25 protein-coding genes and 1 pseudogene are annotated in these 19294 nt (G+C 62.2%); 5 read left to right on the plus strand and 21 right to left on the minus strand.

The window, feature by feature from the left end; translation table 11 throughout:
• The first annotated feature begins 74 nt into the window (after positions 1-74).
• A complete protein-coding gene (locus BUA38_RS35410; RefSeq protein ID WP_072825410.1) occupies positions 75-1991 on the plus strand; it encodes a right-handed parallel beta-helix repeat-containing protein in 1917 nt (638 codons plus the stop codon).
• A gap of 65 nt (positions 1992-2056) precedes the next feature.
• On the opposite strand, the gene BUA38_RS35415 is transcribed toward BUA38_RS35410, so the two are convergent.
• The 13 genes and pseudogenes from BUA38_RS35415 to BUA38_RS35475 form a co-directional block, all read right to left on the minus strand.
• On the minus strand, positions 2057-2761 hold the full coding sequence (locus tag BUA38_RS35415) for a glutathione S-transferase family protein (RefSeq protein ID WP_072825413.1): 705 nt from the start codon (positions 2759-2761) through the stop codon (positions 2057-2059).
• A gap of 2 nt (positions 2762-2763) precedes the next feature.
• Positions 2764-3108, minus strand: coding sequence for a Lin0512 family protein (locus BUA38_RS35420; protein ID WP_072825415.1), 345 nt, complete (start codon positions 3106-3108; stop codon positions 2764-2766).
• Positions 3109-3193: 85 nt separating this feature from the next.
• Positions 3194-4129: a sigma-70 family RNA polymerase sigma factor gene (locus BUA38_RS35425; RefSeq protein WP_425304937.1), complete on the minus strand. Its 936-nt coding sequence runs from the start codon at positions 4127-4129 to the stop codon at positions 3194-3196.
• A complete protein-coding gene (locus tag BUA38_RS35430; RefSeq protein WP_072825419.1) occupies positions 4126-4884 on the minus strand; it encodes an SDR family NAD(P)-dependent oxidoreductase in 759 nt (252 codons plus the stop codon). The genes BUA38_RS35425 and BUA38_RS35430 overlap by 4 nt, the downstream gene beginning before the upstream one ends.
• A gap of 70 nt (positions 4885-4954) precedes the next feature.
• Positions 4955-5224 carry a hypothetical protein gene (locus BUA38_RS35435; RefSeq protein WP_072825420.1) on the minus strand — a complete coding sequence of 90 codons (270 nt, stop codon included), beginning with the start codon at positions 5222-5224 and terminating at the stop codon, positions 4955-4957.
• Entirely contained in the window at positions 5221-6006 is a 786-nt protein-coding gene (locus BUA38_RS35440; protein ID WP_425304998.1) for a DUF899 domain-containing protein, read from the minus strand. Before BUA38_RS35440 ends, BUA38_RS35435 begins: the two co-directional genes overlap by 4 nt.
• A 126-nt stretch (positions 6007-6132) precedes the next feature.
• Positions 6133-7346: pseudogene (locus BUA38_RS35445) on the minus strand (MFS transporter).
• 150 nt (positions 7347-7496) lie between these two features.
• Positions 7497-7925: a DUF1801 domain-containing protein gene (locus BUA38_RS35450; RefSeq protein ID WP_072825424.1), complete on the minus strand. Its 429-nt coding sequence runs from the start codon at positions 7923-7925 to the stop codon at positions 7497-7499.
• Positions 7922-8134 (minus strand): hypothetical protein, encoded by a 213-nt coding sequence (locus tag BUA38_RS35455; protein ID WP_072825425.1) that lies wholly within the window; start codon positions 8132-8134, stop codon positions 7922-7924. The genes BUA38_RS35450 and BUA38_RS35455 overlap by 4 nt, the downstream gene beginning before the upstream one ends.
• A gap of 49 nt (positions 8135-8183) precedes the next feature.
• On the minus strand, positions 8184-8612 hold the full coding sequence (locus BUA38_RS35460) for an SRPBCC family protein (RefSeq protein WP_072825427.1): 429 nt from the start codon (positions 8610-8612) through the stop codon (positions 8184-8186).
• Complete coding sequence (locus BUA38_RS35465) at positions 8609-8932, minus strand: ArsR/SmtB family transcription factor (protein WP_072825429.1); 324 nt, start codon at positions 8930-8932, stop codon at positions 8609-8611. The genes BUA38_RS35460 and BUA38_RS35465 overlap by 4 nt, the downstream gene beginning before the upstream one ends.
• 138 nt (positions 8933-9070) lie before the next feature.
• A complete protein-coding gene (locus BUA38_RS35470; RefSeq protein ID WP_072825431.1) occupies positions 9071-9682 on the minus strand; it encodes a glutathione S-transferase family protein in 612 nt (203 codons plus the stop codon).
• Between the two features lie 231 nt (positions 9683-9913).
• Positions 9914-10711, minus strand: coding sequence for a CPBP family glutamic-type intramembrane protease (locus BUA38_RS35475; protein WP_072825433.1), 798 nt, complete (start codon positions 10709-10711; stop codon positions 9914-9916).
• 90 nt (positions 10712-10801) lie between these two features.
• On the opposite strand from BUA38_RS35475, the gene BUA38_RS35480 reads away from it, so the two are divergent.
• The gene (locus BUA38_RS35480) at positions 10802-11206 is read left to right on the plus strand and encodes a GFA family protein (protein ID WP_072825435.1); all 405 of its coding nucleotides are present in this window, start codon (positions 10802-10804) and stop codon (positions 11204-11206) included.
• A 595-nt stretch (positions 11207-11801) separates the two neighbouring features.
• Here the strand turns inward: BUA38_RS35480 and BUA38_RS35485 are convergent.
• The 4 genes from BUA38_RS35485 to BUA38_RS35495 all read right to left on the minus strand — a co-directional run bounded on the left by BUA38_RS35485 (position 11802) and on the right by BUA38_RS35495 (position 13876).
• Positions 11802-12239 carry a hypothetical protein gene (locus tag BUA38_RS35485; protein ID WP_072825437.1) on the minus strand — a complete coding sequence of 146 codons (438 nt, stop codon included), beginning with the start codon at positions 12237-12239 and terminating at the stop codon, positions 11802-11804.
• 115 nt (positions 12240-12354) lie between these two features.
• On the minus strand, positions 12355-12579 hold the full coding sequence (locus BUA38_RS38405; protein WP_244553148.1) for an alpha/beta fold hydrolase: 225 nt from the start codon (positions 12577-12579) through the stop codon (positions 12355-12357).
• Positions 12549-13463: an alpha/beta fold hydrolase gene (locus BUA38_RS35490; protein WP_244553149.1), complete on the minus strand. Its 915-nt coding sequence runs from the start codon at positions 13461-13463 to the stop codon at positions 12549-12551. The genes BUA38_RS38405 and BUA38_RS35490 overlap by 31 nt, the downstream gene beginning before the upstream one ends.
• Before the next feature lie 44 nt (positions 13464-13507).
• Entirely contained in the window at positions 13508-13876 is a 369-nt protein-coding gene (locus tag BUA38_RS35495; protein WP_244553150.1) for a hypothetical protein, read from the minus strand.
• 229 nt (positions 13877-14105) lie between these two features.
• Between BUA38_RS35495 and BUA38_RS35500 the strand changes: the two genes are divergently transcribed.
• Positions 14106-15059 (plus strand): LysR family transcriptional regulator, encoded by a 954-nt coding sequence (locus BUA38_RS35500; protein ID WP_072825439.1) that lies wholly within the window; start codon positions 14106-14108, stop codon positions 15057-15059.
• Between the two features lie 92 nt (positions 15060-15151).
• On the opposite strand, the gene BUA38_RS35505 is transcribed toward BUA38_RS35500, so the two are convergent.
• The 3 genes from BUA38_RS35505 to BUA38_RS35515 are packed head-to-tail and all read right to left on the minus strand — an operon-like array spanning position 15152 to position 16422.
• Positions 15152-15532 (minus strand): VOC family protein, encoded by a 381-nt coding sequence (locus BUA38_RS35505; RefSeq protein WP_072825441.1) that lies wholly within the window; start codon positions 15530-15532, stop codon positions 15152-15154.
• Positions 15533-15577: 45 nt separating this feature from the next.
• On the minus strand, positions 15578-16075 hold the full coding sequence (locus BUA38_RS35510) for an SRPBCC family protein (RefSeq protein ID WP_072825443.1): 498 nt from the start codon (positions 16073-16075) through the stop codon (positions 15578-15580).
• The gene (locus tag BUA38_RS35515; protein ID WP_172806142.1) at positions 16072-16422 is read right to left on the minus strand and encodes an ArsR/SmtB family transcription factor; all 351 of its coding nucleotides are present in this window, start codon (positions 16420-16422) and stop codon (positions 16072-16074) included. Before BUA38_RS35515 ends, BUA38_RS35510 begins: the two co-directional genes overlap by 4 nt.
• A gap of 328 nt (positions 16423-16750) precedes the next feature.
• Between BUA38_RS35515 and BUA38_RS35520 the strand changes: the two genes are divergently transcribed.
• The gene (locus BUA38_RS35520; RefSeq protein ID WP_072825445.1) at positions 16751-17950 is read left to right on the plus strand and encodes an adenylate/guanylate cyclase domain-containing protein; all 1200 of its coding nucleotides are present in this window, start codon (positions 16751-16753) and stop codon (positions 17948-17950) included.
• 52 nt (positions 17951-18002) lie between these two features.
• Here BUA38_RS35520 and BUA38_RS35525 read toward each other — a convergent pair whose 3' ends face one another.
• Complete coding sequence (locus BUA38_RS35525; protein ID WP_072825447.1) at positions 18003-18245, minus strand: hypothetical protein; 243 nt, start codon at positions 18243-18245, stop codon at positions 18003-18005.
• A 166-nt stretch (positions 18246-18411) separates the two neighbouring features.
• Here BUA38_RS35525 and BUA38_RS35530 point away from each other — a divergent pair, with 166 nt between their 5' ends.
• A complete protein-coding gene (locus BUA38_RS35530) occupies positions 18412-19221 on the plus strand; it encodes an MBL fold metallo-hydrolase (protein ID WP_072825449.1) in 810 nt (269 codons plus the stop codon).
• Positions 19222-19294 lie beyond the last annotated feature (73 nt).

Consider the following 19294-nt stretch of genomic DNA (forward strand, 5'->3'; position numbering starts at 1 on the left):
CGAGCGGCCGGCTGTTTTCGCTTGAGTTCACATTGCTTGATCTAACATCGGAGGCGAAATCTGGGAAAAATTGCATGAAACCCCTCAGCCGGCGGCGGGTGCTGACACTCGCCTCTTCGTTCCTGACGACGCCCCTGATGTCTGGCGCGGGCCGCGCCCAGCCGGCGTCTGCTTCCGGCGCAACCACCTTTGAAATGACGAATTTTTTGACGGCCGGCGTCGATGCCGATGCAGCCTTCGCCAAAGCACTCGCCGCGATCGCCAAGGTAGCTAACGATGCGGCCAAGTCCGGCGGCCCGGTTCATATCGCTTTGAATCTCGGCAAGAACACTACTTACCGGATCAGCCACCCCCTCGCCTTCAAAGCGCTTCATGACTTTGAACTCAACGGCAACGGCGCGCGGCTGATCAACACCAGCCGCGAAGCGTCAATGACGATCAGTGGCTCCAGCCGTGTCACCATTCGCGATCTCACCATCGACTATGACCCCCTGCCGTTTACACAAGGAACCATCACGACGTTCGATAAGACAGCCACCCAAATCACCGTCAAGGTCGATGCCGGCTATCCCGACGATCCCGCGCTTCTCGCCAGCATTACCGATGGCTTCTTCAAAGTCATGGATCGCGGCACCAAGGCACTCAAAGTGGGTGCGCGAGATTTCGTCTCGGCCACCAAGGTTCAGCGGATTTCAGATGGCGTGATCAAGGTTCAACTCGGTTGGAGCGCGAACGATCGTTTTCCCAGCCAGCTTCCGATCGCCGTCGGCGATTGTGTCACGATCTGCGGTAGCGGTTCCCATGCGATCCAAGTGGACAGTAGCCAGGCGACTAGCCTGATCGATGTCAGGCTGCTGGCCTCGCCGGGCATGGGAATCCTGGAAAATGGCGGCGCAGGTTCGATGATGTTGCAGAAGGTGTCCGTAGTTCCCGGGCCCCGGCCCAAGGGCGCGACGGCTGACCGGCTGGTGTCCACCAACTCGGACGGCTCGCATTTTATCACTGTCGAGCGCGGGCCGACGATGGACGACTGCACGTTCGCCAATACGTCCGATGACGCCGTCAACGTGCACGGTTTTTATTATTACGTGGTGCAGAAATCGGGGCCGCGGCGCTATCTGCTCACGCCCAAATGGGACATCGGCCTCGCCGCCGGCGACCAGATCGAAAGCTGCGACCGCGCGACATCCCGTTCGCTCGGACGAACCAGGATCGAACAGTTGACCAAATCCCACGCCCCCAACCTGAAGGGCCAGATTGCCGCGCTCTGGAAGAACAAAAGCCCGACCACCCAGCCGGATCTGATTTACGACGTTGTTCTTCAGCAGGACCTTCCTCTCAAGGTCGGTGATTCCATCACCTCGCTGAGCCGGATTGGCGCCGGCACCACAATCCGGCGGAGTTCCTTTCACGCCTGCGGCCGTGTCCTCATCAAAGGAACGAACGCGCTCGTCGAAGACTGCCAGTTCACTTATTCTTCGGGAGTTGCACTACAGGCCGGCAGTGATATCGGCTTCTGGTCGGAATCTGGCTTTGCCGAGAACCTCGTATTCCGGAATAATCGGTTTACCCACAGTATTGCCGGCGCCAATGAGATGACGGCCGGTAACGACGCAATCGGCACCATCTATATCGGCATGACCTGCCCCGCAGGCGCGAAAGGTTTTCAGAACAATCTTCAGAACCGCAACGTCACCATCGAAGGCAACCATATAAACGATTCCAACATCTACGCGATTTTTGTCGCCAACGCCGACGGCGTCAAAATCATCGGCAACTCCATCGGCCAGACGTTCCTTCGCGGCACCGCTTACGATGCCGGTCAATTCTACGGCCTCAAACCCAACAGCTCGATCTTAATCGGAAAGTCGAGAAACGCCGATATCAACAACAACACGGCAGCGTCCGGAAAAGTGACGAAAGCCGCCGTCACGGTCGATGCAAGCTGCGAAAAAGCAACGGTGCGTGTCGCGAATAATAGATTAACGTGAGCGCGCTCGTAAATCGCAAGTACACTCGATGGGCCGCCAGCGCCGCCTAGCATCGGACCACAGCCTCAGGGGCGCTTTGGAACGTCCAGCCCGCGCTTGACTGCCGGCCGCGCCAGGCCACGATCGAGCCAGGCCGATACATTGACGAAGCCATCGAACGCGACCAGCTCTCTGGCGCCGTAAAAGCCGATCAGGTTGCGCACCCAGCCGAGCATCGAAATATCGGCGATGGTGTATTCGTCGTCCATGATCCACTGCCGTCCGGCAAGGCCGGAGTCGATGACGCCCAGCAGCCGCTTCGATTCATTCACGTAGCGTTCGAGCAGCCGCTTGTCGGCGATCTCCTTGCCGGCGAATTTATGAAAGAAGCCGACCTGGCCGAACATCGGTCCGATGCCGCCCATCTGGAAATGCAGCCATTGAATGGTCTGATAGCGGCGCGCGGCATCGGCCGGCAGCAGCTGGCCGGTCTTGTCGGCGAGATATTGCAGGATCGCGCCGGACTCGAACAGGCCAAGCGGTTTGCCGCCGGGGCCATTCGGATCAATGATCGCCGGAATCTTGCCATTTGGGTTGAGCGAGAGAAATTCCGGAGTCTTCTGATCGTCCTTGTTGAAGTCGACGAGGTGCACCTCGTACGGCAAGGCGATCTCCTCCAGCATGATCGAGACCTTGACGCCGTTCGGAGTCGGCAGCGAATAAAGCTGAAGCAGCTCGGGATGTTGCGCGGGCCAGCGCTTGGTGATCGGAAAGGCGGAAAGATCCGACATGGCTACTTTCCGTCGTCGAAACTGACGATCACGGCGGCGTTCGCAATCAGAATGGGGTCGTTGCCGATGTCAGAGGGAATCTCGAGGCCGCCTTTGACCGCGGTGACCTTCTTCGTTCCGTAAGGCAATTCCTTTGCGACCGCCTCGGTATCGACGGCTTCGGGATTCGGTACAGCGATCGTGACGTCGACGAACATGTCGTTAGCGGTCTTGCCGAGCATCCGGAAGAAGCCGAGGCTGGAATGGCGGATCGCGTCCGATACCGCGCGCTTTGCCGCCTTGGTCGCGTCCCGGCCATGGACGTCTACGCCCATTCCCATCTCAGTCACACAGCGCACGCGCGTCATCGGTTCCTGCCTTTGGTTCGATCTGTTCACCGCTGGATATTGTGCATGCGGAGAATGTCAACCGTCGGGAACCAGCAAATGTTCGTTAGTGCGCGTTCTTATTCGGCGCGGTGTCGCCATCCGGCGCCAGCAGGAGTTTTGCGTCGTCGACGATATAGCGCGCATAGCGATAGTCGCGGATCAAGCTGATGCGGCCATCCTTCCATTCGATCCACATGAAGTAGCTGGGGGTGGCGCCTGCGCCCGGCTCGAACACGGCGATCACTTCCCTGCCCTCGACCCAGGCCGGCTGAAGCCGCACCCCCCCGAGTGTGGCGTAGATCGTGAAGAACCTGCCAACCTCGGCCGATCCGAGGCGCACTGGATAAGTCGACTGATGCAGCTTCACATCATCGGCCAGCAGCGCCCTTAAGCCATCCCAGTTCTGGGTATTGAACATCGCGACATATCGCGCGACGGCCTCGGAAACCGGCCTCGCGGCCGCATGCGTCGCGGCCAGCGCATTGATCTCGGCAAGCCGCGCTCGCCCCCGCGCCAGATGCGCCTTCACGGCATCGACCGTGAGGTCAAGCAGATCGGCGATATCTTTCAGCGATTCATCGAGCACGTCCTTGAGGATGACGACGCTGCGCTGCATGAGCGGAAGCTCCGCAAAGCGCGATACCGCCGTCTCGACCGCTTCCTGACGCATCAAGGTCTCCATCGGATCCGCGCTTGCCTCGTCGGCGACGTCGGAAGCCGCTTCGATCGGCTCGGCCCTGCGCACGGCGCGGCTACGCAACAGATCGAGCGCGCGGTTGTGCGCGATCCGAAACAGCCACGGACGAAGCCGTGGCATGTCCTTGATCTCGTCGAGCGCCACAAGCGCGCGCGCCAGCGTATCCTGGACCACGTCCTCGCCATCGATCACCGACCCCATCAGCCGCGCGCAGTAGCGGTGCAGTTCGGGGCGAAGCTCGGCGGTTAGCGCCATGAGCTCCGCCCTCGGATCGCGATGCGGCGAAGATGGGCCTTCCTTCAAGCCGTTGCTCCCTCGATCATGGTCACTCCTGTGTCGCCCTTGAGCCCGAAGACCACGCCGTCAGCGTATTTCGCGTCTTCGAGCACGGAAACGACTTTCTCGCCGAAATCCCGTGGCGGCATCGGCGCTCCGAACCGCGCCAGAAGCGCCTCGCGTCCGATCCCTGCGGCGCGCGCATAGGCAGCCGCGCCGACATCACCGACCCCGGTATCGCCGATGATCTGTTGCGGCACGATCGCCTGAAAATGGATTCCGAGCTTGTTCTGCATCGAGACGCCGTTGGCGTATTTCGCCATCAGCCACAGCATGCGCTTGGCGCCGGCATAGCCGCCCGACAACGGCGAGCCGTTTTGGGCCGCGCCACTCGATCCAACCAGCACGCGGCTGCCGGGCTTCAGCGGCGTCTTCAGCGCTGCCTGCATCCAGTAGAGACCCGCCTTGACGTCGGTCTCCCAGGTCGCGCTGAAATCCTGCCAGCTCAATTGATCGAGCCGGCCCATCGGCGGCTTGGCGCCGGCGTTCAGCACCAGCACCTCGGGCTTGATCTCGGACAGAATACGGTAGGCTTCGGGCTCGTCCGTGATGTCAGCCGAGATCACGGCGACGTCGAACTTGGCCCGCACCGCGGCCAGCGCATCGCCGTCGCGGGCAATAACCGTCACTTTAGCCCCGCGCGCGGCCAGCACCTCGACCAGTCCCAATCCGAGCCCGCGGCTTCCGCCGGTCACGACGACGTTTGTGTCTTTCAGGTTCATGGTGTCTCTCCGTTGTTCCGATGTACCCAGAACGATCGAGACCTGCGAAAAGAGTCACGGCGGCATTCGCCTACGCGTGCTGCCGCGACATCAGCTTCAGCCATGGCGTCAGATGAAAGACCGCCATCAAGAGATACATCGGTGCCATGCCGTTGAAGCCGGAGCCGCCGACGGCGGCGCAAAGCGCGCCCGGCCCACCGCTGTCGAGAATAAACGTCGATAGCGCCATCAGTGCGAAGGTCGGCGACGCCGCGAGATGAAGAAATCTTGCGACGGCAGGCGCGGCGACGGTGCTTTCGCCGGCACCGCGCGTGGTGCCGCTCGCGCTCGTTGCGGTCATGTTTTCGCCCTGGCGTCGCGGTTGCGAAATGCGGCTTCGCCGGCGTCCGACACGGCGACCCACTTCGGGTCCGGCGCGGCATTGGCGACGTAGCTGTCGTTCCAGTTCCACCACTTGTAGGGGCGTTCTTGCGGATAGCCCTCCGGCGATTTCTCCCAAACCTCCTGACGCCCGAGCGCGGTCATGTCGAGATAGCTCCAGACCGTGCCCATCGCTTCGTCGCCGCGGCTGTTGATCAGATAGGTGCGGAAGATGCGCTCGCCGTCGCGGATGAAGGCGTTGTGGCCGTGCCATTCATCGACGCCAAAGTCCGCGTCGAAGCTGTCGGTGATCGTGACCCAGGGAATTTGCTCCCAACCCATGCGCGCCTTCAGCCGCGCGATGTCGGCCTGCGGTGCACGCGAGGCGTAAACCAACGTGGTGTCGCGCGCGTTCAGGTGCATCAGATTTGAGACCTGATCGGCACCCAGCGAACAGCCGATGCAGGCATGGTCCGGCCAGCCATGGACGCCAGGCTCGAAGAATGCGCGGTAGACGATCAACTGATGGCGGCCTTCGAACAGGTCGCGCAGGCTCACCTTTCCCGCCGGCCCGTCGAATGTGTAGGACTTCTCGACCGCCATCCACGGCATCCGACGGCGTTCGGCCGCCAGCTCGTCGCGGGCACGCAGCACGGTCTTTTCCTTGACGAGCATGGCTTGCCAGGCGGCCTGCCACTCCTTTTGGGAGACGATCGGTGGGGTGTTGGCGGGCAGCGCGGCACTTTTCTGGTCGGATGACATCGACATGTCTGATCTCCTGTTGATGGAGCAAGGACGTCTGAGGAGCCGAAAAGGAGTCACGCTCCATGAAAAAATGCGGCCGGTCGATCAGACCGGCGGCGTGTTGCGGTAAAGTTCCCGGCCCAGTTATGCCGGTACGGCAACAGGTTGCGCCTGCTCTCTCGGAAACGGCCTGAAGGTCAGGATGATGAAGAACGCACCGAGGCCGACGGCCCAAGAACCGACGTAGAGCCCGGCGTAGCTGCCATAGGTATCGTAGATCAGGCCGCCGGCGATCGGGCCCGTCGCCATGCCGAGGCTTCCCGCCATCGACAGGCCACCGATCACGGTACCCAGCATCTTCAGCGGGAAATTTTCGCGCACCAGCACCGAAAAAGCGGCATGGTGCCGGCATAGATGAAGCCGAACAACGCGCCAGCGGCGTAGAACTCGGCGAGATGCTGCGCAAAAACGTAACCCAGCGCGCCGAACGCCTGCAGCAACAGGCCCGTCACCAGCACGCGCTTGGCGCCGAAGCGGTCGCCAAGCAGACCGAAGGCGAGCCGCCCGCCCATGCCGGCAAGGCCTTCGACGCTATAGATCGTGACCGCCGCGATCATCGGAATGCCGCAGGAGACAGCGTAACTCACGGTATGGATGATCGGGCCGGAATGCGTCGCGCAGCAGAAGAAGTTGGTCGCGAGCAGAATGATGAATTGCGGCGAGCGCAGCGCTTCGGTGAGCGAAATATTCGGCGGCGCTTCGCCTGACGACGGCGCGGCGGGCGCATCGAACGCCGGCGGGCGGCGAACCAACAGCGAGACCGGAATCATGATCGCGGCCACGACCACGGCCAGGATCTGCATCGAGGTGCGCCAGTCGTGATTAGAGACGAGCCAGGCGGCGAGCGGCGCCATCGTCATCGGCGCCATGCCCATGCCGGCCGATACCAGCGACACCGCGAGGCTGCGATGGGTGTCGAACCAGCCGGTGACGGTCGCCATCATCGGCGCGAAGATCGCAGCCGTGGCCCCGCCGATCATCACGCCGAAAAGGATTTGAAACGCGATCAGCGAGGTCGCGAGGCTTGCGAGCGCGAGAGACGCCGCAATCACGATCGAACCCGTCAGCACCACGGGCAGCGGTCCGAACCGGTCGGACAACGTGCCCCAGATCACGCTGGTGAGCGCCATCGCCAGAAAGCCGATGGTCATGGCGCTGGAGACGCCGGTCACGGACCAGCCGGTGTCACGCGCGATCGGCTGAAGCAGGACCGGCAGCGAAAACATGCCGCCGATCGCGACACAGCCGAGCAGCCCTCCGGCCGCGACAATCACCCAGCGATAGCGAGAACTTTCCATTTTTGGCTCCATGACGCGTCTTGCTGGATAAAAGACGAACAGAATGGACCGGAGCCGACAGCCCTGCCAAATTTTTTTGACGCAGTTCCACGATCGCTGAACCGCTTCCGCGGGCCATTGTGGCCTTTCCGCCACGCCCGCACAGCAAGCCTATCGCTTGCCGGCCTTTTTCGCCGTTGCGGCCTTCTTTGCCTTTGCCGCAGGCGCCTTCGTCGGCTTCCTGGCCTGATTATATTCGACGGCGGCGCGGATGAGGTCCTTCAGTGCCCGCGCATTGACCTTGTCACCTTCGAAAAAATCGATCGCGCGGCGCTCGTTGCCTTCGAAGCCGGCGTTGAACAGCTTGTCGGGATCGGCGAGCTTGGCGCCGTACATGAAGGTGAGTTTCACCTTGCCCTTGTGCGGATTGCCGACCGCAATGATGCCGTCGCGCGACCACACCGGGCTTCCCATCCATTTCCATTCCTCGACGATCTCCTTGTCCGCCTCGAGAATGATCTTGCGGACGCTGGCAAGAGTCTTGCCGCGCCAGTCCGCCGTCCGCTCGATCAGTTGATCGATCTGTTCGGATGCATTCATGTGAAGCTGCCTTCAGCCGGCTTTCCGGACATCATCCGGCGAACAAGATGTCCCTTCCACATCCATAGCCCCGACAGCAGCATGACCGGAAAGAACACGAACCGCGTCGGCGGGGCATAATCCGGAAGGTTGACGAACGGACTATAGATATAGCCGATGATCGGGATCGCACAGATAATATGAATCCAGCGAATAACCGTCCGCATCATTTGATCCCCCTGTGTAATTGGTTGTCCGTGACGAGGGCTCGCCGCCCCTTCAATCGTTCCGCGCCACGACTTGATCGAGGTTCTCGAGGAATTTCTGCCAGCCGAACCGTGCGCCGCCAAAGGCCTGCGGCTGATCCTTGCGGAAACCCGCTTGCTCAACGCGCAGATGGGTGCCGCCGCCGGTCGGCGTGAGCATGAATGTCACGACGCTCATCAAATTGTAAGCGGCGTCGGGATGCGCATGATTCCAGGTGTAAGTTAGGGTCTTGTGCGGCTCGATGGCGAGGACCTCGCAGTCGAGCACGCCGCCCCAGTCGCCGCGCAGACTGAACTTGTGCCCGACGTCAGGCTTGAAATCGTTCTTCATCAGCCACTCCTCCATCAAATGAGGCTGGGTGAGCGCGCGCCACAGCCGTTCCGGCGGAAACGGAAACTCGCGTTCGACAACGACGGAAAGCGTCTCAGTTTGCTGGCTCATTGATCCATCCTTTTCAGCAAATCCTCGAGTTGATCGAACCGGCTCTGCCAGAAGCCGGTCATCCGGCTGGTCCAGTCGATCAGGGGGGCCAGCGCGTTCAGCTGCGCGCTGTAATGCGTCTGGCGGCCTTCGTGGCGGTCGCGCACGAGCTTGGCTCGCTTCAAGAGGCCGAGGTGTTTCGAGACCGCCGGTTGTGAAACACCGGAACGCGCGGTGAGTGCCGCAACCGTCTGTTCCCCTTCCCGGCACAACCGTTCGAAGATGGCCCGCCGGGTCGGATCGGCCAGTGTTCGAAACAGCACGTCGTGAGCGTTGGGCATCGTAAATCAATAACTCAGTGGTTATTGATGGACGTATAACCATGCAGCTATGGATTGGTCAAGCCCCGGGCTGGGAAAATCGGTCAAGGCCGCTTCGCCCGCGACGATTCCAACTCGGCTGTCAGTCCAACCTCGCCGTCACTGCAAGCCGCCGAACGGATCGCGCCACGCGTCAATCTCGCATAGTTGCCGGTGCCACCGGCTCACATTTGGAAACTCTGGCAATGGCAGGCCGGCGGCTTCGGCGAACGGCAGCGGCGTGGCGACCCTGAAGTCGGCGTAGGATATCTGATCTCCCAGAATCCAGGTTCGATTCCCAAGGTGACCTTCAAGGACAGCCGCGTGCTGCCGAAAGTCACGAAGCGCTTCGTTCAGGACGGCCGGATCGGGCTTTTCGTCCGAGAACGTCGGCGCGACAACGCGGTAAAAATAGAGAGGATCGGCGGCTCTCGTCAGATGATAGGCGCTCCAGCTGATCCACATCACCATCTCGGACAACGCCCCGCCGCCTCTCCAGAACGTTGAGCCCGATATCTCCGAGAGCCGGCAGGCGATCGCGTCGGTCTCCCAGAGAACGCGTTCTCCTTCGGCCAGCACCGGCACCAGGGCGTTTGGGTTGATGGCGCGGAACGAGGCGATCTGATCCGGATGGCGGGGGTTGACGCGGACATACTCGACCGGGCTTTGGAGATAACGGGCAACGGCCACGGCAACGCGCGGATTGAGGTTGTGGGAGTAATAGAGCTTCATGAAGCCACCTTGCATATCCGGACGGTCGCCCGTGACGCGCTACCGGCGGCCCGGAGCGCCGCCTCGGTTCGGGAATCCCTTCCCATACGACGAACAGGGAACGCCGGGACCGACACGGGATACGAAGAAATTGCCGTGGACACAGCCCGCTTCCGCCATTCTCCGATGTGCAACCGCAGGTGCCATCAGCGATGCCGGCGCGAGGCGAACGCGCCGGCGCTTGTTGGCTCCCTAGCCGATGACGTGCAGCACGATATCGGCGCCGAAGTGCGACAGCATCGCCCATTCCAGGCCGTAACGGCGGAACAATACGCCGAAGACGATTCCGGCCACACCATTCAACACGATAGCGCGCAGCACCACTGCGGCCGTAAGCGGCACCAGCGCTGCGGTCGCCGGAAGATGCCCGAGACCAAACAGCAGCGCGGCCAGAATATTGGCGATCCAGAAGACGGCGGGCGGAAGATCGGCGTCGCGCCTCCGCCATACCGCGCGTAACGCCAGCGCCAGCACCGACATCAGGCCGAACCGCAACAGGATCTCCTCGTCGATCCCGCCGTAAAACGAGGCCAGCAGCCCCTGCCAGGCGCCTGGCCCTACACCGCCGGGCGTCGACTTCACGAGGCCGGCTACCGACGGCATGTGCGCAAATACGAAAGTGTCGAGCAGGATCAGGACGGCGCCCACGGCGAGGCCGATCGCGAATGCCCAGAGCAGCGTGCGGCCGGCATCGCGAGGCAATGGCTGCCGCGTCAACCACGCTGAGACCAGCGGGACCGCAAGACCCAGCCGGCGCGAGGCCCAGAGACCTGCGAGCACCGCGATCAGGAGCAACACCGCCGTTTGAACAGTGGAGATCAGCAGAAGCTGGACGGCGCTCATATGCGTGCGCGCGACGGCGGCTGCGAGCGCAGCCTGTTGCAGCGTGAGCACGTAAGGCAGGACGAGGACAGCGCCTGCCAACGAAGCCAGCCACAACGTCGTTGCAAGTTTCCAGAACGGCGCCGGGAGCGGCGGCGGCTCGGACATCGGTGTTCCCCTGCTGATGCATGCTGACAGAATGGTGGCAGCAGCGCCTAGTTATGCTTCCTCCGAACGTTATGGAGGGTGAAAACAGCGATGTTGAAGACATATTCCGGCAGCTGCCACTGCGGCGCCGTCCGCTTCGAGGCCGATCTTGATCTCTCCGCCGGCACCGGCCGATGCAACTGTTCGATCTGCACCAAGACCCGCAATTGGGGCGTGACCGTCAAGCCCGATGCCTTCCGCCTGCTCGCAGGCAAGGACGCGCTCACCGATTACCAGTTCGGGACCAACACCACGCATCATCCGTTTTGCCGAACCTGCGGCGTACAGAGCTTCGGCTACGGTCATGTCGAGGCGATCGGCGGCGACTATGTGTCCGTCCGCCTATCGGCGCTTGACGATGTCGATCCGGCCGAACTCGCCAATGCGCCAGTCCGATACTTCAACGGCCGCGATAACAAATGGCTGGAGGAGCCAGGCGAGACCCGCCATCTGTGATGGCGTGATCTCGGTCTCATCATCACGATTTCAAACAGCCGAGCAGACAGCCGCAATCGGTCTCGCGGCGCGAGAGGCGCGCCCGAGTGATCCTCAGACCTTGCCTCTCCAACAGGAGGGCGCAGGGAAGACCGGGCGCTCGGCGAGCACCCGCAGTCTCATGCGCGAAATAAAAAGCACATGAGTTAGCCACCACAGGTTCGCCGGATCGATCCGGCCTTCCCTGCGCAATGGTTTTAACGGGTTCCTCCGTGCTCTCCCCGGTGATCGGGCTTTCTTGTCACCGTCATCGACGTGACGCGCAAGCGTCATCGTCAATTTGACTTCAGCGTCGAGAAGTCAGGACCACACGGCTTCGCCGTCCGCATCGATGCACGTCGTCTACGCACAACAAAGCGGCCACCGCATCCCGCTCCACGTTCGTGACGATCGCGATACGCCCCTCTTGACGAGGCGGGACTGTTGGAATCACTAAGGCTGCTTCTACCAAATGGCGAAGAGATTTATTTTTCGCCGAGGGGATGGACTTTGGTTTGCGCGAGGTGCGCGTTGATTTGCCCGTCGGGCAGTTTGCTCGGAAAGGTCGTTCGGAAGTTCACGATTTTTTTGGATCCAATTGCGCCCTCGACAGGATTATGAAAGCAAGCGTGTGGCTGACGAGCAGTATCGGAACATAAAGGGTCGGAATGTAGATGCCGGCGCCGAACAGGCCCGGGTCAGGAATTCGCGTGACGCCATTGAAGTAGGCGTTCAATAGATCGGCCGTTCCCTCCAGATTGAAGATCCAGACGATCGGAAGGGCGAAAGTCCAGCGCCATGTGAGTGCCGCCATGGAAAGAAGCGCCAGCACCGCCGCTGCGAAGTCGCCCCATCCGACTTGGCTACCGAACCAAGAGGGCAATTGGGGAGACACGAATCCAACCACCATAAAGTTCATGCCTTCAAACCGAAACGCACTCACGGCGGCAAGGACTCTCAGCGCGTCGTATCGCGGCATTGAACGAAGCACTGGCCAGACATAGAGCCTCGCCATGACAGTGCTGGCGACGAAGCCGCCGAGAACGCTTAGAACGAAGGGAAAGTTAAAATCTGGGGGCACTTGGCAGATCCTTATCCTGGCCTTTAGGTGGTTGTCGCGGCTTCCTTGCTTACAGGCTTCGAAGGAAGTCGATCATGGCGGCGCTGACTTCTGGAGCGCGTTCCTGCTGGGTCCAATGTCCGCAACCCGGCAGCGTGATCGCCGGCCGGAGCCTGGGGACGAGTACCGACTGCTTCGCGATGTCCTCAGAGAAAACGGCGGCGACAAAATCGCGGTCGCCCGCCATGTAGAGCGCGGGAACGGTCACCGCCGCGCCGGCGAAGGCAGCCAGCACCCCCAGCTGCGATCGATATTGCGCCACCAGGCAAGCGCTCCATGGAATCCGCTCCGCGTGAATTCCGCGACGTAAACATCGATGTCGGACTCGGTGACCCAGGCCGGCAAGGACGGCGGTTCGGCCAGGAGAGCCCCCTTCCGGGGCACCATCCCGGCAGCGAACCCTCCACCCGCGGACGGCGGCCTGTCCCCCGAGAGCGCGAAGAACTGGGAACGGAACACGCGACGGATGTCGCGCCCGAGCCCCGCCTCCGCCTCAGGTGTCTGAAAGTAAAGTTGGTAAAACACTGCATTTTCGTTCCGCGGCATCAGCGTCGTCGGCGGCCCTTGATCGCCAAACCCCCGCGAGCGGAACGGCGGGCTGAGTGCGATGACGGCCCGGAAAATGTCGGGGCGCAGAAGCGCCGACTGCCATGCGATCGCAGCGCCGATGTCGTGTCCGGCGATCACCGCCTGCTTGGCACCTAGAGCATCGATGAGACCCACGATGTCGCCGATGTCATGGAGAATCGTATATGTCTCCACGTCCTCCGGACGGTCGCTTCGCCCATAGCCGCGCAAGTCGGGTGCCACCGCTCGGAAGCCAGCCTTCGCGAGTGCCCGCAACTGATGCCGCCAGGAATACCAGCACTCGGGAAAGCCGTGACAGAGGATGACGAGCGGGCCTTCGCCCTGCTCGGCCACATGCAGGCGGATGCCGTTCGTTGCGATCATCCGATGCGTCACCTCGGGCATCGCCGGATCGACCCAGGATGTCGGCTCTGGGCCTGCCCCTCTGGGTTCGGCAGCAGCAGCCTTGGACGGCGCAGCGAAGGCCGCGCCGATGGTCAGCGCGCTGACCGCCGAGAGCATGTGGCGCCGGGAAAGCGTCGCGTCTTGCATTGTGGTGCTCCGTTGATCATCGTGCGTCCGAAAGTCCCTCCACGTCACCGCGACGGATTGGCCATGAGCAGGCGCAGTGGAAAGAGAGGACCGACGGCGATGTACTCGTGGTCGATAATTTTTTCCTTGGCCAGCGGAAGGGCTTCCATGATCGCCTCTGCCTCGGCGACATCCCTGGTATCCAGCAGGAAGACGGCTCCGCGACCATCGCCACGCGAGTACCATTCCCGAATCTTCCCATTCAGATAGAGCTGCACGGTCTCCCGAATTTCGGCTGGCATGACCGCCATGACCTGTTCACGCGTGACGCCGGTTTTCGGGGTCAGGATGACCAACACGCCGGTGGTTATGGGCGAGAGGGCCTGGGCTTGGACTTGGGGGGCTTGGGTTTGGGCAACGGATGAACTGGTCATGGAAGTAGCTCCTGTCAGGGTGAAGGCGAGCGCCAAGGCGACGTTACGGATTGCGTTCATTGGTCTGGTTGCTCCGTCACGGTGATCGCCTCCGTTCTTCGAGATGGCCCCGATGCCGCGAACACTCGATGTCGCGAACGCCCGCTCGACATCGGCGACGCGTCTGTTTTGCAAACCCGATGTAAAGCGGCTTTCCGCGAGTAACTATCCGCGATAATATGGACGGGCTATGAAGCAGAACTTCACAGTCAGGCAGGGCGCGCTCGACGGCGTCGAGGCATTCCTCAGCGTTGCCCAGCACCGCAGTTTTCGGAAAGCCGCCGCGGAACTCGGGGTGACACCGTCGGCGATGAGCCAGGCGGTGCGCGCGCTTGAGACGCGCGTCGGCGCGGCGCTCTTCATGCGCACCACGCGCAGCGTCGGCTTGACCGAAGCCGGCGAGCGATTCCTTTCGCGTGCAAAGCCCGCTTTCGAGGAACTCGTCGCCGCCAGCGCGGTCGCGCGCGACCTCGGGCAGCGGCCGACCGGGCTGTTGCGCCTCACGGCGCCGCGGGCGGTGGTGCCGACCCTGCTGGAGACGCTGATCGCGCCGTTCTGCCAGGCCTATCCCGATATCGAGGTCGAAATCGCCGCAAGCCCGGATCTGGTCGATATCGCCGCCGAAGGATTTGACGCCGGCATCCGGCAAGGCCAGTTCATCGAGGCCGACATGATCGCGGTGCGTCTGAAGCCGTCGCATCCGCTGGCCGTGGTCGGCAGCCCCGACTATCTGCGTCGGCGGCAGCGGCCGGAACTCATCGACGATCTGCGCCAGCACGCCTGCCTGCGGATGCGCCGCGCGAACGGGTCGATCGCGCCATGGTCCTTTGTCAACGGCAACGAGGCGGTCGAAGTCATCGTTTCAGGACCTTTCATCGCCAACGACGTGCCCACGGTGCTTGGCGCGGCCGTCGAAGGATTGGGCCTGGCGCAAGTGCCCGGGCCGATCGCTGCCGGAGCGGTGAAAGCGGGGAAACTCGTGCGCGTGCTGGAACGCTTCGCGCCCATGGCGCCGGGTTTGTTCCTCTACTACCCTGGCAACCGCCAAATGATGCCGAAGCTGCGCGCCTTCATCGATCACGTGAAGCGCCGCTCGGGCGCTGCCGGCAAAGCCCGAAAGCCGCGTGCGGCGGGCTCGTCATAGGAACTTCAAGTTCAAAGCCGGACCAGAATTGATGAGTTACTAGGAATCGGAGCGCTAGTCGGGCAATTTGCGAAAGCCGCGAGCGCCGGCTTCTAGGCCGGTGCCGGCTCCGCCTTCCGCTTCAGTTGATGCAATACGATCTTGTTGCCCTCGGAATCGATGCACACGGCCATGCGGCAAACCGGACTCTGGATGTCCGTCGCCGGCAGCGTGACATTCTTGGCTTTGAGTTCCTGCACAAGGCCGTCGAGGTCGGACACCTCCAACGCGATCGTTCCGCCAGCACCGGCGCTCGGCTTGGAGCCGGAATGTGTCGTCAAGGCCAGACACCCGCCACCCGGCAGATCGAACTCGACCCAGCCGTGCTCGACCGATCCCGAACCTGGACCGAGACCCAACGTCTCCCGATAGAAAAGCTCGGCACGCGCCATGTCATTGACCGGATACATGGTGAAGGCGACTTTCTTGAACATGCCTGGGCTCTCCTCGTGCAAACACGGACTTTAAGCGTGCGGGACCTAATCTCTGCCGACGAGAAGCGCATCGAGTTTGCGCAGCTGGCTCTCGTGACCGGCACGGGCGCGTTCCGTCCAGACATCGTCATGCATCGCATCGAAGGTGATGACGAGCTTGACGCCATCGTCCGCGGCCTTCAACTCGACGACCGTGGCGACTTCGTACGGCGTCACGTCGGGAATGAAATCGGCGAGGGTTTTATAGGCCAGCCGGCTCGGTGGAACGATCTCGGTATAAGTGACCCGGCACTCGGTCGAGAGCGGCATGCCGGCCCGCTTCATGAACGCCACCTGATCCGGCGCCATGGCGGTCATCACGTATACCAACTCGCCGCCGGGGCGCAGGTCCAGCGACGTCACGGTGACTTCAAATCCTTCCGGCCCCCACCAGGATTCAATGCCGGGCTTTGTCGTCCATAGCGCCCAGGCCTCCTCGATCGAGGCGGCATAGGACCGCTGGATCGAAAATCGCGCTCTCGCGGTTGCGGGTGCCGTTGTCATGAGGATTTCTCCCGAGAGCTGGTTTTTGAGCCAGGCCGGCCCCGTTGCAGCGCCGCGCCAAATCGATCGAGCCTCGCTTCCCAGTGGCGGCGATAGGCGGCGACCCATGCTTCAAGCTGGTCGAACGCCTCCTTCCGCAGCGAATAGAGACGCTTTTGCCCATCGGGGCGCATCTGCACGATGCCGGCCTCGGCGAGGATCCGCAGGTGTCGCGACACGCCGGATTGCTCGATGTCCATGCGCGCGACAATGTCGCCGACGGCGCACTCGCCCGCTTTCATCGTTTGCACGATGCGAAGGCGGGCCGGATCGGCCAGGGCGTGAAACAGCTTTAACTGCATTTCCATGTATATACACTATTGTATATATTTTTGGATGTCAACGCTTGTCATTCCGGGATGGTCCGAAGGACCAGACCCGGAATCCATGGTGCCGCACGAATGCTTGGAGGAATGGATTCCGGGCCTGCGCCTTCCGGCGCATCTACGATGTGCAGTTGCACATCGGAGAATGACGGTTGGCGTTGTGAATTGGACCCCGGATCAGCAGCGCACCGCTAACGCGCTGCGCAGCGTCCGGGGAACGTAGCCCAGCCGGATCTCCAGGTGTCCATTGACGTCATCGGGGCGAGACACGACATACCTTGCACCGCCCCGCCCGCCTCCGGAGCCAGACATGAACGCGCCGCCAAAGATCGATCCCGCCACCGCGTATTCCGACAACGACGTCCTGCACTGGCTGACCAACGATGCGCGCGATGAGCGCTTTATCGACAACATCTTTGCCGAAATGTGCCTCCGGTTGCAGCGTGCCGACATCCCCCTCAAGCGCGCGACGCTCCATGTGGTGATCCAGCATCCGCAATGGCTCGGCGCCAAGATCATGTGGGCCGACGGCGTGCCCGGCACCGAGATGACGCGAGCGGACCACGATGTCAGGGAGCGCCCCTCATACATTGGCAGTCCGGTCTCCGAAATCCATGACGGTGCGACCGAAGTGCGCGAAAATCTCGAAACCGACCCCGCGCTCGGCCGCAAGCACGCCGTCTATGACGAGATGCGGGGAAAAGGCCTGACCGACTATGTGGCGTGGCCGCTCTACCATACGCTCGGTAAGCGGCACGTCGTGACCTTTGCGACCGACCGTGCGGGCGGTTTCGACGATGCGCATATCGCCAGCCTGCAAAAACTGTTGCCGATCCTGGCGCTGGTCAGCGAGATCCGGGTCAAGAACCGCCTGGCGCGCACGCTGCTGGAAACCTATGTCGGATCGCATGCCGGCGAACTCATTCTGGCGGGCGCGACCCGGCGCGGAACCGGCACGACAGTGCGCGCCGCGATCATGATCTGCGACCTCAGAGATTTCACGCATATCTCGGACAACTGGCCGCGCGACGACGTGATCGATCTGCTCAACGGCTATTTTGACGCCATATCGGAACCGATTGCGCGGCATGGCGGGGAGATCCTGAAATTCATGGGCGACGGCCTGCTCGCGATCTTTCCGCTCAGCGAGCCAAATGCCTGCGCCAATCTGCTGCGCACCGTGAGCGAGGCGCGTCAGGCCATGATGGCCCTGAACAAAGAGAACGGCGAAACCGGACGTGCGCCGCTCAATTTCGGTATTGGCGTCCATGTCGGGGACGTCATGTACGGCAATATCGGGTCGCGCGCCCGTCTCGACTTCACCGTCATCGGTCCCGCGGTCAACATGGCTTCACGCTTAGAGGCGCTCACCAAGCAAGTGGGAAAGAAGGTGATCCTGTCCCAGGCGTTCGCCGATCTCGTCAAAAGCGATTTCGAGCTCGAGCGCCTCGGCGAATTTCCCGTGCGCGGCTTCAACGAGCCCGTCGAGCTGTTTGCGTATCAAGGCTGAGCCGGCCCGGGGTCCGGCGCCGACCTGCCCTGATGCTGAGCGCCGCCAGAGCTTATTTCGACGCCTTGGCGATCTTGTGCTCCAGATGGCGGGTCTCATGATCGCGTCGGAGCTGGCTCAGCGACGTCTCGTTCAACTGAATCATGACTTCGCTCAATTTCTCGGTCGCGGGATAGCCGGCAGCAAAACCTGGTCCGTAAATCTTGCGCAAGGTACCGACGAGGGTGTTGCCATGCTTGTGGCTGATTTCACCATCGTGGTTGCGGTGGCGGTTGTCGAGACCGGCTTTGCTCATGCTGCTCTCCGTGGTGCCTACCCGGCGACAGCATCCTCCTGACCAGACCAAATGGCAATCTTGCGCTGCAACCGGGCGCAACCCGTCGCGAACGCGACGCGGCAAGATATAATGCATCGCGCCCGCACCTCATCCGCCCCACGAGTGGCTTCCACGGAGACATCCAATGCCGGTTCACCTTTGCAAGACCTGCGGCACATCGTTTTCGGAGGCGCCAAACCCTCCGGCGCATTGTCCAATCTGCGAGGACGAGCGGCAATTCGTTCCCCGTCAGGGTCAGCAATGGACGACTCTGCGAGCGCTTACAGAAACCCACGTGAACGGCTGGGCCCGGCTGGAGCCGGACTTGTTTCAGATCCAGACCCATCCCGGTTTCGGCATCGGGCAGCGTGCGCTCTTGGTGCGCACACCGCACGGCAACTTCCTGTGGGACTGCGTGGCGCTGATCGATGAGGCGACCATTGAGCTGGTGCGGGGCTTGGGCGGGCTCAAGGCGATTGCGATCTCGCATCCGCACTACTACACGACCTGCCAGGACTGGGCCGCTGCGTTCAACTGCCCGGTCCATCTTCATGCCGCCGACCGGGAATGGCTGATGCGGCCCGATCCGCACGTGCGCTTTTGGGAGGGTGAATCGCTGGCGTTGGCGGACGGCGTGACGCTGGTCCGCCTCGGCGGCCATTATCCCGGCGGCACGGTGCTGCACTGGGCTAACGGCGCCGACGGCCGCGGCGCGCTGCTCAGCGGCGATATCCTCCAGGTCGCGATGGACACCAGGCGCGTGTCGTTCATGTGGAGCTATCCCAACATGATGCCGCTCTCGGAACGTGTCGTGCAGCGAATAGCCGACACCGCGGCCGCATGGCGCTTCGACCGCATCTACGGCGCCTTTCCTGGCCGCAACGTGATGGCGGACGGTAACGCCGTGGTTGAGCGATCGGCGAGGCGGTATATTGAGCTACTGAATGATCGGTGAGTAATGCCTGACAGGCAGACGCGCCGCCGGCCGCATGTCAGCGCACAGCCTCACGAATTTACCCCTTCATCTT

It is taken from the genome of Bradyrhizobium erythrophlei, from assembly GCF_900142985.1.
GTDB classification, from domain to species: Bacteria; Pseudomonadota; Alphaproteobacteria; order Rhizobiales; family Xanthobacteraceae; genus Bradyrhizobium; species Bradyrhizobium erythrophlei_B.

Coding starts and splice junctions, on each gene's coding strand:
- BUA38_RS35410 (WP_072825410.1), top strand. CDS start 75: ATGAAACCCCTCAGCCGGCGGCGGGTGCTGACACTCGCCTCTTCGTTC.
- BUA38_RS35415 (WP_072825413.1), bottom strand. CDS start 2,761: ATGTCGGATCTTTCCGCCTTTCCGATCACCAAGCGCTGGCCCGCGCAA.
- BUA38_RS35420 (WP_072825415.1), bottom strand. CDS start 3,108: ATGACGCGCGTGCGCTGTGTGACTGAGATGGGAATGGGCGTAGACGTC.
- BUA38_RS35430 (WP_072825419.1), bottom strand. CDS start 4,884: ATGAACCTGAAAGACACAAACGTCGTCGTGACCGGCGGAAGCCGCGGG.
- BUA38_RS35435 (WP_072825420.1), bottom strand. CDS start 5,224: ATGACCGCAACGAGCGCGAGCGGCACCACGCGCGGTGCCGGCGAAAGC.
- BUA38_RS35440 (WP_425304998.1), bottom strand. CDS start 6,006: ATGTCATCCGACCAGAAAAGTGCCGCGCTGCCCGCCAACACCCCACCG.
- BUA38_RS35450 (WP_072825424.1), bottom strand. CDS start 7,925: ATGAATGCATCCGAACAGATCGATCAACTGATCGAGCGGACGGCGGAC.
- BUA38_RS35455 (WP_072825425.1), bottom strand. CDS start 8,134: ATGATGCGGACGGTTATTCGCTGGATTCATATTATCTGTGCGATCCCG.
- BUA38_RS35460 (WP_072825427.1), bottom strand. CDS start 8,612: ATGAGCCAGCAAACTGAGACGCTTTCCGTCGTTGTCGAACGCGAGTTT.
- BUA38_RS35465 (WP_072825429.1), bottom strand. CDS start 8,932: ATGCCCAACGCTCACGACGTGCTGTTTCGAACACTGGCCGATCCGACC.
- BUA38_RS35470 (WP_072825431.1), bottom strand. CDS start 9,682: ATGAAGCTCTATTACTCCCACAACCTCAATCCGCGCGTTGCCGTGGCC.
- BUA38_RS35475 (WP_072825433.1), bottom strand. CDS start 10,711: ATGTCCGAGCCGCCGCCGCTCCCGGCGCCGTTCTGGAAACTTGCAACG.
- BUA38_RS35480 (WP_072825435.1), top strand. CDS start 10,802: ATGTTGAAGACATATTCCGGCAGCTGCCACTGCGGCGCCGTCCGCTTC.
- BUA38_RS35485 (WP_072825437.1), bottom strand. CDS start 12,239: ATGGCGAGGCTCTATGTCTGGCCAGTGCTTCGTTCAATGCCGCGATAC.
- BUA38_RS35490 (WP_244553149.1), bottom strand. CDS start 13,463: ATGCAAGACGCGACGCTTTCCCGGCGCCACATGCTCTCGGCGGTCAGC.
- BUA38_RS35495 (WP_244553150.1), bottom strand. CDS start 13,876: ATGACCAGTTCATCCGTTGCCCAAACCCAAGCCCCCCAAGTCCAAGCC.
- BUA38_RS35500 (WP_072825439.1), top strand. CDS start 14,106: ATGAAGCAGAACTTCACAGTCAGGCAGGGCGCGCTCGACGGCGTCGAG.
- BUA38_RS35505 (WP_072825441.1), bottom strand. CDS start 15,532: ATGTTCAAGAAAGTCGCCTTCACCATGTATCCGGTCAATGACATGGCG.
- BUA38_RS35510 (WP_072825443.1), bottom strand. CDS start 16,075: ATGACAACGGCACCCGCAACCGCGAGAGCGCGATTTTCGATCCAGCGG.
- BUA38_RS35515 (WP_172806142.1), bottom strand. CDS start 16,422: ATGGAAATGCAGTTAAAGCTGTTTCACGCCCTGGCCGATCCGGCCCGC.
- BUA38_RS35520 (WP_072825445.1), top strand. CDS start 16,751: ATGAACGCGCCGCCAAAGATCGATCCCGCCACCGCGTATTCCGACAAC.
- BUA38_RS35525 (WP_072825447.1), bottom strand. CDS start 18,245: ATGAGCAAAGCCGGTCTCGACAACCGCCACCGCAACCACGATGGTGAA.
- BUA38_RS35530 (WP_072825449.1), top strand. CDS start 18,412: ATGCCGGTTCACCTTTGCAAGACCTGCGGCACATCGTTTTCGGAGGCG.